This is a genomic window from Ideonella sp. (assembly GCF_035254525.1).
In the GTDB taxonomy this organism is placed as follows: domain Bacteria; phylum Pseudomonadota; class Gammaproteobacteria; order Burkholderiales; family Burkholderiaceae_C; genus Ideonella.
Genome location: NZ_DATFAN010000158.1, coordinates 1 through 13,537, shown reverse-complemented (window position 1 = coordinate 13,537; position 13,537 = coordinate 1). Strand labels below are relative to the sequence as shown.

Sequence of the window (13,537 nt, the reverse complement as noted above, 5' to 3'; positions counted from 1 at the left end):
TCATCATGCGGGCATGAAGTCGGTCTTTGAAGCCTCCAACACGGTGGAGGCGCACATGATGCTGCACCTGCTGCGCCAGCATGGCCTGGCGGGCCGGGTCGAGGGCGAGTACCTCACCGGGGCGATGGGCGACCTGCCGGTGACGGGCCTGGTGCGGGTCGTCGTCGAGGAGCCGGACTACGAAGCTGCACGCGCCGTCGTGGCCGCCTTCGAGGCGGAGCAGCCGTCTGACACGGCCCACCCCCCGCCGCCACGCGGCTCGGGGCGTCTGGCCTGGGCTGGCATGGGCCTGGCGCTCGGCATCGTCGTCACGGCCGCGGCGCTGCGCGTACCGGCCGTCGACGACGGCATCGACCACGACCGCGACGGCGTTTCCGATGAGCGCGCGTTCTACAGCGCCACTGGTCAGCTGCTGCGGATGGAGATCGACCGCAACCTGGACCACCGCATCGACGCTGTCGTGCACTACGAGCGCGGCATGCCGGCCCGCGAGGAAGACGACGACGACTTCGACGGCCGCTTCGAGACGCGAATGTCCTACCGTCACGGCAGCCTCGAGCGCAGCGAGGTCGATGCCGACGGCGACGGCCTGGCCGAGTGGCGGGCCACCTACCGCAACGGCGTGCTCGACACCGCCACGATCATCGAGCCCTCCACCGGCCTGCCGCTGCGCGTCGAGCACTACCGCCTCGGGCGCCTGGTCGAGGCCGAGCAAGACGACGACCACGACGGCCGGCTGGACACGCGCCTGCGCTACGGCCCGCTCGGCGAGGTGACCGCACGCGCGCCGCTAGCCCAATGAAACCAGCCCGCTGCAGTTCCATCTGACCCCTGCCACGACCACGGGCGCGCGCAGCGCCGCCCCCTCCAAGTGGCGTGCGCGGATCCGGCTCCGCCGGTCCGCTGCGCGAGCCCCCCTGGGGGGCAGCCCCCGGAAGGGGGCGTGGGGGCCTCAAGACGGCAGGAAGTCCATCGGATAGGTGACGACCATCTGGTCGACGTCCTTGGCGCCGAAGTCGAACTGCTGGATGCGCGCGAGCAGCTTCTGCTCCAGCTCGGGCGCCTTCAGCTCGCTGGACACCAGCCGGCACGACACAACGTTGCCGGCCGGCGCGATCTTCAGCTCGAGCACCACCTTGCCCTGCAGCGAGGGATCCTCGCGCAGCGCCCGGTTGTAGATCGCGTAGATCGCGCCCTTGTTGCGCTCGAAGACGAGGCGGATCTCCTCGATCGAGCGCGAGGCCTTGCCGCTGCCACCCTTCTGCAGCGTGCCGCCCACCGGCGAGCCGCCGGCGCCGGTGCCCTTGCCGCCGGTGCCGTAGCCGCCCCCGCCACCCGGGCCGCCGCCACCGCCGCCACCGGCCGTGCCTTCGACGAGCGTGGTTGAGCGGCCGGCCAGGCCGCCGCCGCCGGTGTTGCGGCTGTAGCCCGAGGTGTTGATGCCGCCCGAGCCGCCGGTGGCGTTGGAGGTGATCATCGAGCGCACCGGCAAGCCGGCCTCGTTGCCGGCGCCGACACCCGGCCCGCTGCCGGTGCCGACGCCCAGGCCCGGCTTGATCGCTTCCTTGTTCAGCTGCACCGCGACCGGCGCGCCATGCAACTCGGCGAGCTGTTCCTTCATGGCCAGCAGGCCGACGCCGGTCGCCTTGCGGCGCGCGGCATCGAGCGCTTCGCCCGGCGGCTTGCCGGGGACGGGATTGCGCGCCTCGGGCACCGGGGCCTGCTTCTTGTCGCGCTCGGGCTTGGGCGCGGGCTCGTCCTTGGCCTTGGCGTCGGGCGGCGGCTTGGTGGCCTCGACCGGCGCCGCGGGCTTGGGCAGCTCCAGCGGCTTCTTCTCGTCGAGCAGCAGCTTGGCCAGCGGTGGCGGTAGCGCCTGCACTTCGTCGCGCACGACTTCAGGGTGCGGCAGCCAGAACAAGGCGATCGCGAACAGCACGCACAACAGCAGCACGCGCTGCACGATGTGGCGGAAGCGCCGCTCGTCCTCCTCGGGCACGGCCCACGCCAGCACCGGCGTGCGGAACGACACCGCGAGCGCGCTCATCGCACCCTCCTGGCGCCGTTGAGACGGCTCTGCGCGCTCATGCGTCACTCCTTCGACGCACCGCGAACGACACGTCACTGAAGTTGGCGCGGGCGCAGGTCACCATCACCTTGCGCAGCAGCTGGTAGGGGATGTCCTTGTCGCCCATGATGGTGATGGCGCTCATCTTGGCCTGGTTCTCCTGCTTGACGACCTGGCGCGTGGCCAGCAGGTCGAGCTCGGCCTTCAGCGGTGCAATCAGGTCGTCGGGCGACTTCAGCACCTCGGCCACGTCGGCGATGCGGCGGCCCTCGACGACGATGTCGGTGCCGCTGACCACGACGACCAGCGTCTCGTGCGGGCTTTGCTGCGCGGTCGATTCGGGCAGCTTGACGGCCTTGCTCGCCGGCAGCGTCTCGACCTCGGTCGAGTTCGACAGCAGGAAGAAGATCAGGATCGTGAACACGTCGATCAGCGAGACGAGGTTCAGGTCCAGCTGCTGCTGGTTGCGCGCCTTGTGCACCGCGCGCTTCTGCAATGGGGTCAGCTTCATCGTGGCCCCTCGGTCACTGCTTGCGCACCGGCGCGTCGCCGATCGCGATGTCGGGGAACAGCTCGGTGCGGACGATCTCGCGGCCCTGCACGGCTTGCGTGCCGCGCACCGCGTCCATCACCTGCACGAGCTTGTCGTAGACGGTGTCGGGCTCGGCCAGCACGCTGGCGTCGCGCTGCTCGGGGAACTTCAGCTTGATCTGCTGGACCAGCGTGTTCAGCGCCGCCACGTCGGCCAGCCCCTTGTCGGTGTTGGGGATGCGCTGGATCAGGCCGCCGATGCGATCACCGACCTCGATGGCCTCGGGCCGGATCACGACCTCGAGCTGCAGGTGGTCGACCTTGAGCTGCTCGGCCGCACCCGAGGACTGCGCCGGCAGCGACATGTCCAGTACCGCGAGCCGCGTGAACACCGCGGTCGAGAGCAGGAACGGCACCAGCACGACGATCAGGTTCAGGAAGGCCGAGATCTCCAGCGCCGCTGGATGTTTTCGTAGGCGTCGAACGCGCATGACGCGGGCCTTTAGCGGTTCGTGGAGTGCTCGGGCGCGATGCGCTGCATCAGGTTCAGGAAGCTGATCTTGGCGGCTTCGAGGCCGTCGACGATCTCGCTGGTGCGCGCCTGCAGGAAGGCATGGATCAGCAGGAAGGGGATCGCGACCATCAGCGCGAAGGCGGTGTTGTTCATCGCGATCGAGATCGAGGCCGACAGCATCTCGGCCTTCTCGGCCGGGTTGACCTGGGCCACCGCGGTGAACGCCTTGATCAGGCCGATGATGGTGCCCAGCAGGCCCACCAGCGTGATCACGTTGGCGAAGGTGGCCAGGTAGTGCGTGCGGCGCTCCAGGCGCGGCACGATCTCCATCATGCCTTCTTCCATCGCCGCGTCGAGATCCTCGCGGCGGCGCGAGCTCTGCAGGCGCGTCAGGCCGTGGGTGACGATGTTGGCGATCGCCGAGTCGGATTTCGACGCGTGGCCCAGCACCTCCTTCAGCTGGCCGCCCTGCAACTGCGGCAGCATCTGCGACCACTCACGCTTGTTCTGGCTGCGCGCGCGGCGCAGGAAGACCCAGCGTTCGATCGCGATCGACACCCCCAGCGCCATGATCAGCAGGCTGGGGTAGATGAACAAGCCGCAGTCCTGGAAGAACTTCACGACCGTTTGGAAGGCATTCATCAATCTTCTCCGGGAACTTGAAAACGAGAGGGGTCAGGGCTTGGGGGCAGGGGCGGCCGCGGCGGCCGGGGGAGAACGCGTGGCGCTGTCGTACTGGACCTGGCGGCGGAAGACATCGCGGTCGACCGGCGCCAGCACCTCGTCGAGCACGCTGACGGTCGGCCGGCCGGTCAGGTCACCCGGCAAGGGCTTCTTCCAGGGCACGATGTAGAGGACCTTGGGCAGCTCGCGGTTGCCGATGATCTGCGTGCGCTCGAGGTCTGCCCGGTCTTCGGCACGCACCGCGCCGGCTGCAGCGAGCACGATTGCGAGCAAGGGTAAGGCTCGTCTCATGGCTTGTCCTTCGCGGTCGGGGCGGAGGCCGCGGCGGCCGAAGCCGATGCGGCCGCCGCGGTGGCGGGCGCCGCCTCGGGCGGCGGCGCCGGCACGCGGCGCTTGACGTCGGCCACCCACTTGGCCACGCTGGCATCGCCGGCCGGCGTCAGCGCCAGGTAGCGGTTGTACAGCTCCAGCGCCTGGGCCGGGTGGCCCAGGTACAGGTCGTGCAGCACGCCCAGGTTCAGGCTGGCCGGGGCGTAGCCGGCATCGGCGGCGAGCGCCGCCTCGTAGGTCTGGCGCGCCTTGTCGAGCTGGCCCTGCTGGCGCAGCGCGATGGCCTGCTGGTTCAGCGTCGCGGCGGGCGAGGCGCTGTTGTCGCTGCGCTCCTGCTTGCCCCAGCGCCCGGGGCGCAACTCGCGCAGCGCGGCGAAGCTCTTCTGGACCCATTCGTCGTACAGGCCGTCGGCTGAGCGCAGCGCATTGACCTCGTGCAGCTCGATCGCCTTTTCCTCGAACGGGAAGGCCTGCTCCTCGAGCATCACGTTGTACTGCTCGAGCTCGAGCTTGCTGAGCTTCTTCGGCCGCTGCGAGCCGAGCAGCGCCTTGCCGAAGTCCTGGTAGACCGCGCCGATCTGGTAGGTCGACGCGGTGACGACTTCGGCCACGCCGTAGTCGGCCGCCACCGAGTAGGCCTTCAGCGCCTCCTCGAACTTCGCCTTCTTCAGCTTCAGCTGCTTCTGCAGCGGCTCGACGAGCTGGACCTGCTGGTAGCTTGCGCGCACCGGCTCGGCCAGCGCCAGCGCGGCCATCGCGCCGAGCGTCTTGGTGCGGCCGGTGCGGGCGCCGCCGCCGGCCTGGTCGGCCTGGAAGATCTCCTTCTGCAGCGCCAGCGCGCGGGCCGCGTTGCCATCGGCCTCGGCCAGCTTCACCAGCCGGAAGCGGGCTTCCACCGCCTGCTCCAGCGGCGCCGGGTACTGGCGCAAGTAGCGCTCGTAGGCCCTGGCCGAAGCGGTGCGCGCGGAGCCCGCGCCACCTTGCGCGGCCTTCTCGTACAGCTCCGCGGCCTGCCACTGCGCCGAGCGGGCGAGCTCGGGGTCCTTCTGCACGAGCGCGAGGCGCTCGTATTCCGCCGCGGCGGCCGGCCACTGCTTCTGTTCGGTGTAGGCCAGCGCCAGCTTGGCGGTGACCTCGTCGGCAAGCGCGTGCTTCGGGAATCGCTGGCGGAAATCCTCCAGCGTGCGGGCCGCGCCGGCCCAGTCCTTCAGCGCGATCTGCGCCGCCGCGGCGTCGTACTGGGCGGCGACCCGCACCGTCGACTCCGGCGCCGCGGTGGCCACGCGCGCGAAGTGGCCGGCGGCTGCCTGGTTCTCGCCGGCGGCGCGCGCGGCTTCGCCCTGCTTGTAGATCGCGGCGGCCAGGCGTTCGGTCAACTCGGGACGCGTCGCGTCCTTGTCGGGTGTCAGCGCCAGCACTTCGGCATAGGCCTTCTCGGCGCGGTCGAAAGCCTGGGCCTCGAAGGCCGTGTGGGCGACCACCGTCCAGGCCACGCGGCGCAGGTTCGGCGCCGGCGGCGGTTGCAGGGCCAGCACCTGCTGCGCGACCGTCGCGGCCCGTTCGGCATCGCCGAGGGCGTACAGCCGGTCGGCGGCGTTGGTCAGCACCGGCGCGGCGCGCGCGTCGGTCGGGTTGGCCGCGGCGAAACGCAGCCCGCTGTCGACCGCCGCGCGCTGCAGCGCCGGCAGATCGGCCGTGCGGCCCTCGGCGCGGGCGCGCTTGTCCTGCTCGGCATAGGCCAGCAGCGCGGCGTAGCCCGCATCGGCGCTGTTCGCATGCTGCGGGAAGTTGTAGGCCGAGATCTCGTACTCGGCGGCCGCGGGCGCGAACTGCTTGTCTTCGTACAGCAGCTCGGCCAGCAGGAAGTGGTTGCGGGGCGCAGCGGCGTCGTCCGGGAACGCATCGATCAGCGCGCGGTACCAGCGCACCGCCTCCTGCACGTCGGCGCTGGCGTGGCTCTTCTGTGCGCTCGCGTGGTAGCGCGTGGCGAGCTCGGTCAGGTGGGTCTTGACCAGCGGCTGCGCGCGCTCCCAGCCGGCCGGGTTGGCGCGGCGGAATTCGCTCGCCGCGCCGTAGCGGTCGACGTATTCCTTCTTCGCACCGACGGCCAGCGTGTCGAAGCCGGACTTCTCGTGGATCTCGATCACCCGCGCCTGCATCTGCGGCGCTTGCGCGTGCAGCGGCCGCAGGCGCGCGAAGGCCGTCAGTGCGTCGGCCGCGTCCTTGGGCCGGTCCTGCTTCAGGTACAGCGCAGCCAGCTGCTGGTAGACGCGGAACTCGTAGCCGCGGCGCACGTCGCTGTCGACATAGGCCGGGATCGACTCGGCCCCCTTCAGGTTCTCGAGCGACAGGCTGGTGACGCGGAAAGTGTCTTCGACCAGCTCGCGGTCGGCCCGGGTCAGGCCCTCGACCGACTCCAGTTCGGCGTCGCTGTCGAGCGCGCCGAGCTTCAGGTCCAGCACGCCGAAGAAGGAGGTCAACGCCTCTTCGAGCCGGCCCTGCTTGAAGACCGACCAGCCGTGCATGTACAGCGCGCGGTCGCGGTACAGGCTGTCCTTCTGTTCCTGCGACGGGCCGCCCCGAGCAGGAACGCTCCCCTCGGGGGACGGGCGCCCTGAGGGCGACCCAGGGGCACGATTCAGGACGATGGCGTAGGCCTGCTCGGCGGCGGGGTAGTTGCGCGCCGTGAACAGCAGCTCGCCGCGACGAAACTGCGCCTCGTCGAGGTAGCGCGTCGCCGGGTAGTCCTTGACCAGCTGGTCCAGCGTCTTCAGCGCCACCTCGAGCTGGCCACCTTGCTCGTAGGCGCGCGCGAGCTGGTAGTGGACGCGGTCGTTGTCCGGGTCCTTGGGATACGCCTTCAGGTAATCCTGGTAGCGCTGGATCGCGGCCTTGTAGTCGGGGTCGGCGGCACCGGCCGCGTTGGCGGCGAAGCGCGCGTCGGCCGATTCCATCGCCAGGTCACCCAGGCGGCGCATGGCCTGCGGGCGCTGCGGCGCGTTCGGGGCGGCGTCGAGGAAACGCTTGTAGGCATCGATGGCCTGGTCTTCGTTGCCGGCGACACCGGCGTCGGCCGTGACCGGGTAGTCACGACCGGCCAGGGTCTTCAGCGTCGGCGCATCGTCGCCGGGCAGGTGGTCGGGTTTGCTCGCGCAGCCAGCCAAGCCGACGGCCAGTGCGATCACCGACAGGCGCAAATCAGGGGCTCGCACGGTCGCCCTCCTTGCGCTGGGTGGCCCGGTCGTACAACTGGGCCACGGCATAACGTGCCTGGTTGGTGTAGCCGACCAGGCGCTCCTGCTGCTGCTTGAGCGCCGCCACGGCGGCGTCCTGCAGCGCCTGCTGCTGTTCGGCGCTCAGCGCGGCCACGCGCGGCTGCAGCGCCTTGATGCGTGCATCGAGCTCGGCCAGGCGCTGCGCGAAGTGGCCGAACCGGGCCGGCTCGTCCTTCTCGGCGGCGGCGAGCGAGGCGTCGTGCTGGCGCGCTTCCAGCAGCCGGGCATCGGTGTCGCGCAGGCCCTTCTCGGCCTCCCAGCGGCGCGCGGGCAGGTCTTGCGCAAGCTGCCAGGTCAGCGCGCCCGACAGGCGGCGCAGGCGCTCGTCGACCTCGGCCAGATCGACCTCGCCCTTCACGGCCTCGCCGCCTTGCGCGAGCAGCGCGCGGGCGGCGTCGAGCTTGGCTTGCTGCACACGCTGCTCGGCATTCGCGAAAGCCAGGCCGTCGGCGGCGGCCTCGGCCGCCTGGAACTCGGCGGCCAGGGCATCCCGCTGGCGTTGCAGGCCATCGACCCGCAGCTCCGATGCCCGCGACCGCGTCTGCGGCAGGCGCTCGGTGAAGGCCTTGCGGCGGTGGTCCAGCATGTCGCCGTAGATGCTCAAGCGGTCTTGCCACCCGGTCAGGTTGTTCCCAAGGAAGATCAGGTCGCGGTAGTTCTTGAAGGCCTCCTGGAACTCGTGCTGCGCGATCAGCGGCGCCAGGTGGCCGGGGTGCGGCATCTCGGGCAGTTCATCCAGGGGCAGGAACCAGCCCATGTCCTCGGCCGGATTGCGCGCGAGCAGCCCTTCGACCAGCTTGCCGGCGCGAATGGCGGCGATCGACTCGTCCAGCGCCTTGCCCTCCTGGTCGTAGGCGCCGATCGCCTCCTGGTAGCGCGCCAGCGCCTGGCCATAGGCGCCGGCCTCGGCCAGCGCGTAGGGCACGGCAATGCGCGCTTCGAGCACCGCCGCATCGCTCGGGTCTCGGCTGGCCAGCTCCATCCACGGCACCAGGGCCTGGGTGGGCTTCTTCTGCGCCGCGGCGGCCCAGCCGAAGCCGAGCAGCGCCTTGTTGGAGTAGTTGCCCTGCAGGCGCACGCGCTCGAGCACTTTCGCCGCGCCCTCCGGGTCGTCCTGCGTCAGCGCGGCGAAGCCGAGCGCGACGTTGGCCTGGTCGCGCAGCGCGCGTAGCTCCTCATTGTGCATCGGGCTGCGGCCGATCTCGTCGAGCAGCTTCTTGCCGCCTTCGACATCGCCGCTGCGGATCAGCGCGACGCCGAGATTGAAACGCGCATAGGCCGGCGCGGTGCTGACCGGCAGCTCGGGCTCGCGGCCCCAGTTGAACGTGACCGCGTCGAGCAGCCAGCCGCCGAGGCGGCTGAAGATCGAGCGGCGGGGCGGTTCGGCCGGCGTGGCCGCCACCGCCCCCTTCGGGGCCTTGGGTGTCTCGGCGGCCGGTGGCCGCGCCAGCAGCGCGCGCAGCACCTCGGCGGCGCTCGCCGGGTCGCCGAGCGCGAGGCGGACCTGGCCATCGAGCAGCGAGCGCTCGTCTTCGAGCACGCCGGGCAGCGGGTGCTCGATGCGCGAGAGGGCGTCGGCCGCCTCGGCCAGGCTGCCGCGCTGGTAGCGGATCTTCGCGAGGTAGTACCAGGCGCGGTCACGCACCGCCGGCTCGGCGCCGCGCTCGATCAGGCGGGCGAAGATCTCGCCGGCCTCGCGGTGCAGGCCATAGCCCAGCAGCAGCCCGCCGCGCAGCACCTCGGCCTCGTCCTCGTGCTGCGGCAGGCGGCCGAAATGCTGCGAGACCATCAGCGCGGTCAGCGCCGGGAAGGGCCGATCCTGGAAGAAGTAGAACAGCGCGTCGCCATAGTGCGGCGCCTTGATCGTGTGGTCGGGCGCGGGCGCATCGGCCGCGTGCGCGAACACGGCCACCAAGGCCAGCGAAACGCCTGCGACACAGCGCCCCAAACCCAGGGCGTGCGCGGATCCGGCTACGCCGGTCCGCTGCGCGAGCCCCCCTGGGGGGCAGCGACCGGAGGGAGCGTGGGGGTCGACGGTCACCATATTTTCACGTCGAACTCAGGCTGCAGCTTGACCAGCTTGTCCTTGATGCGCAGCTCGATGTACTTGGGCTCGGTGCCCTTGTCGAACTTCAGCGTCGTCGCGCGCTTGTAGTCGCGGCTGTGCGGGCCCTGGCCGGTGAAGAAGGCGGTGATCTCGTGCGTGCCCGACTTCAGGTTGCCGACGTAGACCCGCTGCACGCCGCCACGGTGCAGCGCCGCCACTTCGGACGGCGTGTACAGGTAGTCGGCGACGATCTTGTCGTCGAGCTTGATCTGCACCGAATCAAGCGAGAACAGCTTGCCCACGTCCATCGAGACGAACAGCGCCACCTGGGTGCTGGCCGGGAACAGCAGTTCCTCTTCCAGCACCAGCAGGTCGCGGTTCAGGCGGATCACGTCGGCCTTCAGGTCCTGCACTCGGCTGTCCAGGCCCGTGTCGGCGGCGCTCGCGGCGGGTGCGCTCGCAGCAGGCGCCGTTGCAGAGACCGCCGCCGGCGCGGCGACCGCAGCCGGGGCGTCCGCCGCGTGGGCGGGCATCACGAAAGCCTGCCAGGCCAGGGCGGCGACGGCAGCGGCGGTGCGCAAGTGGTTCAGCATGGGTGTCGGGTTCAGAAATTGGCCGTCAGGTACAGCTGCAGCAGCGCACCGTTGAAGGCGTAGGGCTTGCCGGTGCGGATGTCGGTGAAGTCCTGGTAGTCGAAGCGCACCAGCTCGAGCGAGCCGGCCAGCTTGACTTCGTAACGGCCCGGCACCTTGGCGTAGGTGTAGGTGGCGCGACCGCCCAGGCTCCAGCTGTTGAAGGTGCCGAGCTGGCGGTTGCGGGTGATGTAGAGCGACTCGGCCTGCGCGTTGTCGCTGTAGAACAGCGCCGCGCTCTGGCGGTTGAAGCGCAGCCAGGTGTCGGCCAGCCAGGCCTCGCCGAAGTAGCGGCTGTAGCCGCCTTCGACGGTGTGGGCCTTGATGCCCCAGTTGTCCCAGTAGTAGCGGTAGTCGACATGCACCGCATGGCGCTGGCCGGCGCCCCAGCCGGTGAACCAGTCGCTCACGTCGCCGATGGCGCGCAGCTTCAACGCGCGGCCCGAGCGCGTGCGCGGCACGCGCTCGGGCACAGCGGCACCGAACACGCGGGCCACCCGGTACGGGCTGCCGAGGAAGCCTTCGTCGGCCAGCGCCTCGACGTTGGCGCTGGCCAGCCAGCGCGGTGTCAGCACCTGCGTCGCCCCGAGCCGGTACTGCCAGTGGTTGGCGTGGTCGAAGTAGTCCGGCAGGCCCTTCTGGCCGACGTGGTCGTGGCCTTCGGTGAAACCGAGGCTGACGTTGGTCATGCCGTTGAACACCTCCTGCGAGACGTCCAGGCCCACCGTCTGGGCTTCGTAATCGGGCTCGGTGCTCTGGCTGCCCGCCAGGTGGATCAGCGTGTCGCGCACCGCGTAGTCGAGCCCGAGGTCGAGCTGCTGGCGCGTCTCGCTGTACTTGCTGGCCGTGGTGACAACGTCGATCGACGCATTGCTGACCGCATCGACGTAGTAGCCGGCCGACAGCGAGACCTTCTCGAACAGGCTCTTGCGCACCAGCAACGCCGGCCCCGCGGCCTGCACGCCGCCGCCATCGTAGAGATGGAACATCGCCTCGGCGTGGTCGGGCGGCAGGTCCACCGCATGGGCCGCGCCGACCAGGCTGCCGCCGATGCCCAGCAAGCGACCCAGCCCGCCGAGTACCCGGCGGACGATTGAAGACTTGTCAGTTACAACCACAGCCGCCTCCCTGGACCCCTGTGGCGCCACGTGCACCTTCGCGCACCGTGAAGACGTGGTCGCGGTGGCGTTCGGCCAAGGTGTCGCGCGACAACTGCATGATCGGGTCGGCCAGGCGCTCGCGCTCGTACGGCTTGACCCAGGGCTCGATCGGCGCGCAGCCCTGCAGCGCGCCGGCCAGGCCGACGAACGCAAGGGCGCCCCAGGAGGTGAATCGGCTCACGGCGCTCATTCCTTCAGCAGCGCGCGGATCTGTTGGTCGTAGGTGCCCTCGGTGCCGCTGCGGTAGCCGCGATGCAGGAACCGGACCCGGCCGTCGCGGTCGATCAGCACGGTCGACGGCATCGCGGACAGGTCGTAGAGCTTGGCCACACGCTTGTCGCTGTCCAGCAGCACCGGGAACTTGACGCCCATCTGCCCGGCGATGCCGGCGGCGTTGCGGCTGTCCTCGTCGACGTTGACACCCAGCAGCGTGAAGCCCGACGGGCGGTACTTCTCGTACAGCTTGTTCAGCTGCGGCATCTCTTCGCGGCAGGGGCCGCACCAGGTGGCCCAGAAGTTCAGCAGCACGACCTTGCCACGCTGCTCCTGCAGGCGCAGGTTGGGGCCTTCCAGGCTCTTGAGCGTGAAGTCGGGCGCCGGCGCGGCGGGCGCGATGTTCGCGCGCGCCGCAGGCAGGCCCAGCGCCAGTGCGGCACCGGCAGCGCCCAGGGCGAGCGCCTGCCGGCGCGAGGGATCGGGAAAGCGTTGACTGGGCATGGTGTCAGAACAGGTAGGACAGGCCGGCGTTGAGCTCGACGTTGTGGGTGCTGTCGCGTTTGCCCAGCAGGTCCAGCGTGTAGATGTTGTCGCGCATGTCGACGCGCACCGCGAACCAGTCGGCCACGTAGACCTTGACGCCGACGCCGAGGTCGAAGGTCTGCATGCGCTGACCGTTGAAGCGCGTGGTGCCGCCGCCGGCGAGCACGAAGACCTGCGAGGGCATCGCGCGGTTGGTGCCGAAGAAGACCTCGCCCGGCAGCACGTTCATGCCCACATTCAAGTTCGAATAGATCAGCGTCTCGGTGTTGCCGGTGAAGATGCCGCCCGGCAGGATGCGCCGGAAGGCTTCGTCACTGACCTTGGTGCGACCGGCGCTGCCTTCGACGAAGAAATCCTCGTTGATGTGGTAGGCCAGGCGCAGGCCGCCGGCGACGCTGGAGCCGAAGTTCTGGGTCGAGTAGACACCGCCGAACAGCCCGACCTCGAAGTCGTTGGACGGGAACTTGGGCAGCTTGATGTCGCGCCGATCCACCTGCGGCACGACGACCGCGTTGTCCGGGTCGGCGGCCCGGGCCGACGGCGCGGCGGCCAGCGCGGCCAGGGCCGCGGTCAGGGTCAACAGGGTGGTTCGCATGGGCGTGGCGGGCTGGTGGCTCAGAAGTGGATCGACAGGCCGATGGTGCCGGCCTGGTAGTTCCGGTAGTCGGTGTCGGAGACGAAGACGGCGTAGCGCGAGTAGTCGACGCGCAACGCGGTGCGGCCGCTGAGGAAGTAGCGCACACCGAGCGTGAGCACGCCCATGTTGCCGTCCTGGGTCTCGCTGTTGACCAGGCTCTTGTTCGGCTCGTGGTGGAAGCGGCCGACGCCAACGCCGATGAAGGGTGAGATGCGCTGGTCGGACCAGGGCTCGGCGAGGATGCTCGCGGTCCAGAGGCCGGTGGTGGCGCTGCGCTGCTGCACGTCGGCGATGTTCAGGTCCAGGCTCAGCGTGTCGGACATGCGCCAGCCGGCCCAGACCCGGGTGATCGAGGTCTTCTTCGACGCGCCGTAGCCGACGCCGAAGTCGAAGCGGCGATTCAGGAAGTCATTCAGCGTCGGGTCGGCCAGCTCGAAGGGCACGCCGTCCTCGGTGACGGTCTGCTTCATCTGCTCGCGCGACACCCAGCCGACCGGGCCGCGCGCGGTGCGCACCTTGAACCAGTCGGTGTGGCGCAGCTCGATCACGACCCATTCGTCCTTCTCGGCCGCGTAGAAGACGGGGTAGCCGCGGCCCGGACCGCTGCGCATGTCGAGGTACGGCCCGGTCACGCGCACGCGCGCCTGCCGCGCCTCGCCCGGCTGGTTGCCCGGTGCGGCGTTGGCGGTGGTGGATGGCGGCTCGGCGGGCACCGTGGGCTCTTCGGCCCAGGCCCGCAGGGGCAGCATGATGGCGGTCAGCCCGGCCAGCCCGGCCAGCCCGATGGATAGGCGATGGCTCAACGTCATCAATCGGTCTTGCAGGCGCCGGTGTTCGGGTCGGGCGGGTTGAACATGCCGTAGGTCGCCGGACTGAACTCGTCCTGGTCGCGCGGCGCGGGGT

General features: G+C 70.2%; 14 protein-coding genes. 1 reads left to right on the top strand and 13 read right to left on the bottom strand.

Features of this window, described 5'->3' with window-relative positions; all coding sequences use genetic code 11:
• The first annotated feature begins 13 nt into the window (after nucleotides 1-13).
• Nucleotides 14-802, top strand: a complete 789-nt coding sequence (locus tag VJ693_RS15980; RefSeq protein ID WP_324155681.1) for a DUF2007 domain-containing protein — start codon at nucleotides 14-16, stop codon at nucleotides 800-802.
• A gap of 150 nt (nucleotides 803-952) precedes the next feature.
• Here VJ693_RS15980 and VJ693_RS15975 read toward each other — a convergent pair whose 3' ends face one another.
• The 13 genes from VJ693_RS15975 to VJ693_RS15915 form a co-directional block, all read right to left on the bottom strand.
• On the bottom strand, nucleotides 953-2,044 hold the full coding sequence (locus VJ693_RS15975) for a TonB family protein (protein ID WP_324155679.1): 1,092 nt from the start codon (nucleotides 2,042-2,044) through the stop codon (nucleotides 953-955).
• A gap of 37 nt (nucleotides 2,045-2,081) precedes the next feature.
• Complete coding sequence (locus tag VJ693_RS15970; protein WP_324155677.1) at nucleotides 2,082-2,576, bottom strand: biopolymer transporter ExbD; 495 nt, start codon at nucleotides 2,574-2,576, stop codon at nucleotides 2,082-2,084.
• Between the two features lie 13 nt (nucleotides 2,577-2,589).
• Nucleotides 2,590-3,087: a biopolymer transporter ExbD gene (locus VJ693_RS15965; RefSeq protein WP_324155676.1), complete on the bottom strand. Its 498-nt coding sequence runs from the start codon at nucleotides 3,085-3,087 to the stop codon at nucleotides 2,590-2,592.
• 11 nt (nucleotides 3,088-3,098) lie between these two features.
• Nucleotides 3,099-3,752, bottom strand: coding sequence for a MotA/TolQ/ExbB proton channel family protein (locus VJ693_RS15960; RefSeq protein ID WP_324155674.1), 654 nt, complete (start codon nucleotides 3,750-3,752; stop codon nucleotides 3,099-3,101).
• A 33-nt stretch (nucleotides 3,753-3,785) separates the two neighbouring features.
• The gene (locus VJ693_RS15955) at nucleotides 3,786-4,085 is read right to left on the bottom strand and encodes a hypothetical protein (RefSeq protein ID WP_324155672.1); all 300 of its coding nucleotides are present in this window, start codon (nucleotides 4,083-4,085) and stop codon (nucleotides 3,786-3,788) included.
• A complete protein-coding gene (locus tag VJ693_RS15950) occupies nucleotides 4,082-7,336 on the bottom strand; it encodes a tetratricopeptide repeat protein (RefSeq protein ID WP_324155671.1) in 3,255 nt (1,084 codons plus the stop codon). The genes VJ693_RS15955 and VJ693_RS15950 overlap by 4 nt, the downstream gene beginning before the upstream one ends.
• Complete coding sequence (locus VJ693_RS15945; protein ID WP_324155670.1) at nucleotides 7,323-9,311, bottom strand: hypothetical protein; 1,989 nt, start codon at nucleotides 9,309-9,311, stop codon at nucleotides 7,323-7,325. The genes VJ693_RS15950 and VJ693_RS15945 overlap by 14 nt, the downstream gene beginning before the upstream one ends.
• A gap of 125 nt (nucleotides 9,312-9,436) precedes the next feature.
• Entirely contained in the window at nucleotides 9,437-10,039 is a 603-nt protein-coding gene (locus VJ693_RS15940; RefSeq protein WP_324155669.1) for an AraC family transcriptional regulator, read from the bottom strand.
• An 11-nt stretch (nucleotides 10,040-10,050) separates the two neighbouring features.
• Nucleotides 10,051-11,139 (bottom strand): DUF3570 domain-containing protein, encoded by a 1,089-nt coding sequence (locus tag VJ693_RS15935; protein ID WP_324155667.1) that lies wholly within the window; start codon nucleotides 11,137-11,139, stop codon nucleotides 10,051-10,053.
• 43 nt (nucleotides 11,140-11,182) lie between these two features.
• Nucleotides 11,183-11,419 carry a DUF4266 domain-containing protein gene (locus VJ693_RS15930; protein ID WP_324155666.1) on the bottom strand — a complete coding sequence of 79 codons (237 nt, stop codon included), beginning with the start codon at nucleotides 11,417-11,419 and terminating at the stop codon, nucleotides 11,183-11,185.
• 5 nt (nucleotides 11,420-11,424) lie between these two features.
• The gene (locus VJ693_RS15925; RefSeq protein WP_324155664.1) at nucleotides 11,425-11,955 is read right to left on the bottom strand and encodes a TlpA disulfide reductase family protein; all 531 of its coding nucleotides are present in this window, start codon (nucleotides 11,953-11,955) and stop codon (nucleotides 11,425-11,427) included.
• A 4-nt stretch (nucleotides 11,956-11,959) separates the two neighbouring features.
• The gene (locus tag VJ693_RS15920) at nucleotides 11,960-12,592 is read right to left on the bottom strand and encodes an outer membrane beta-barrel domain-containing protein (RefSeq protein WP_324155663.1); all 633 of its coding nucleotides are present in this window, start codon (nucleotides 12,590-12,592) and stop codon (nucleotides 11,960-11,962) included.
• Between the two features lie 20 nt (nucleotides 12,593-12,612).
• Nucleotides 12,613-13,437, bottom strand: coding sequence for an SH3 domain-containing protein (locus VJ693_RS15915; RefSeq protein ID WP_324155661.1), 825 nt, complete (start codon nucleotides 13,435-13,437; stop codon nucleotides 12,613-12,615).
• Nucleotides 13,438-13,537: the final 100 nt, after the last annotated feature.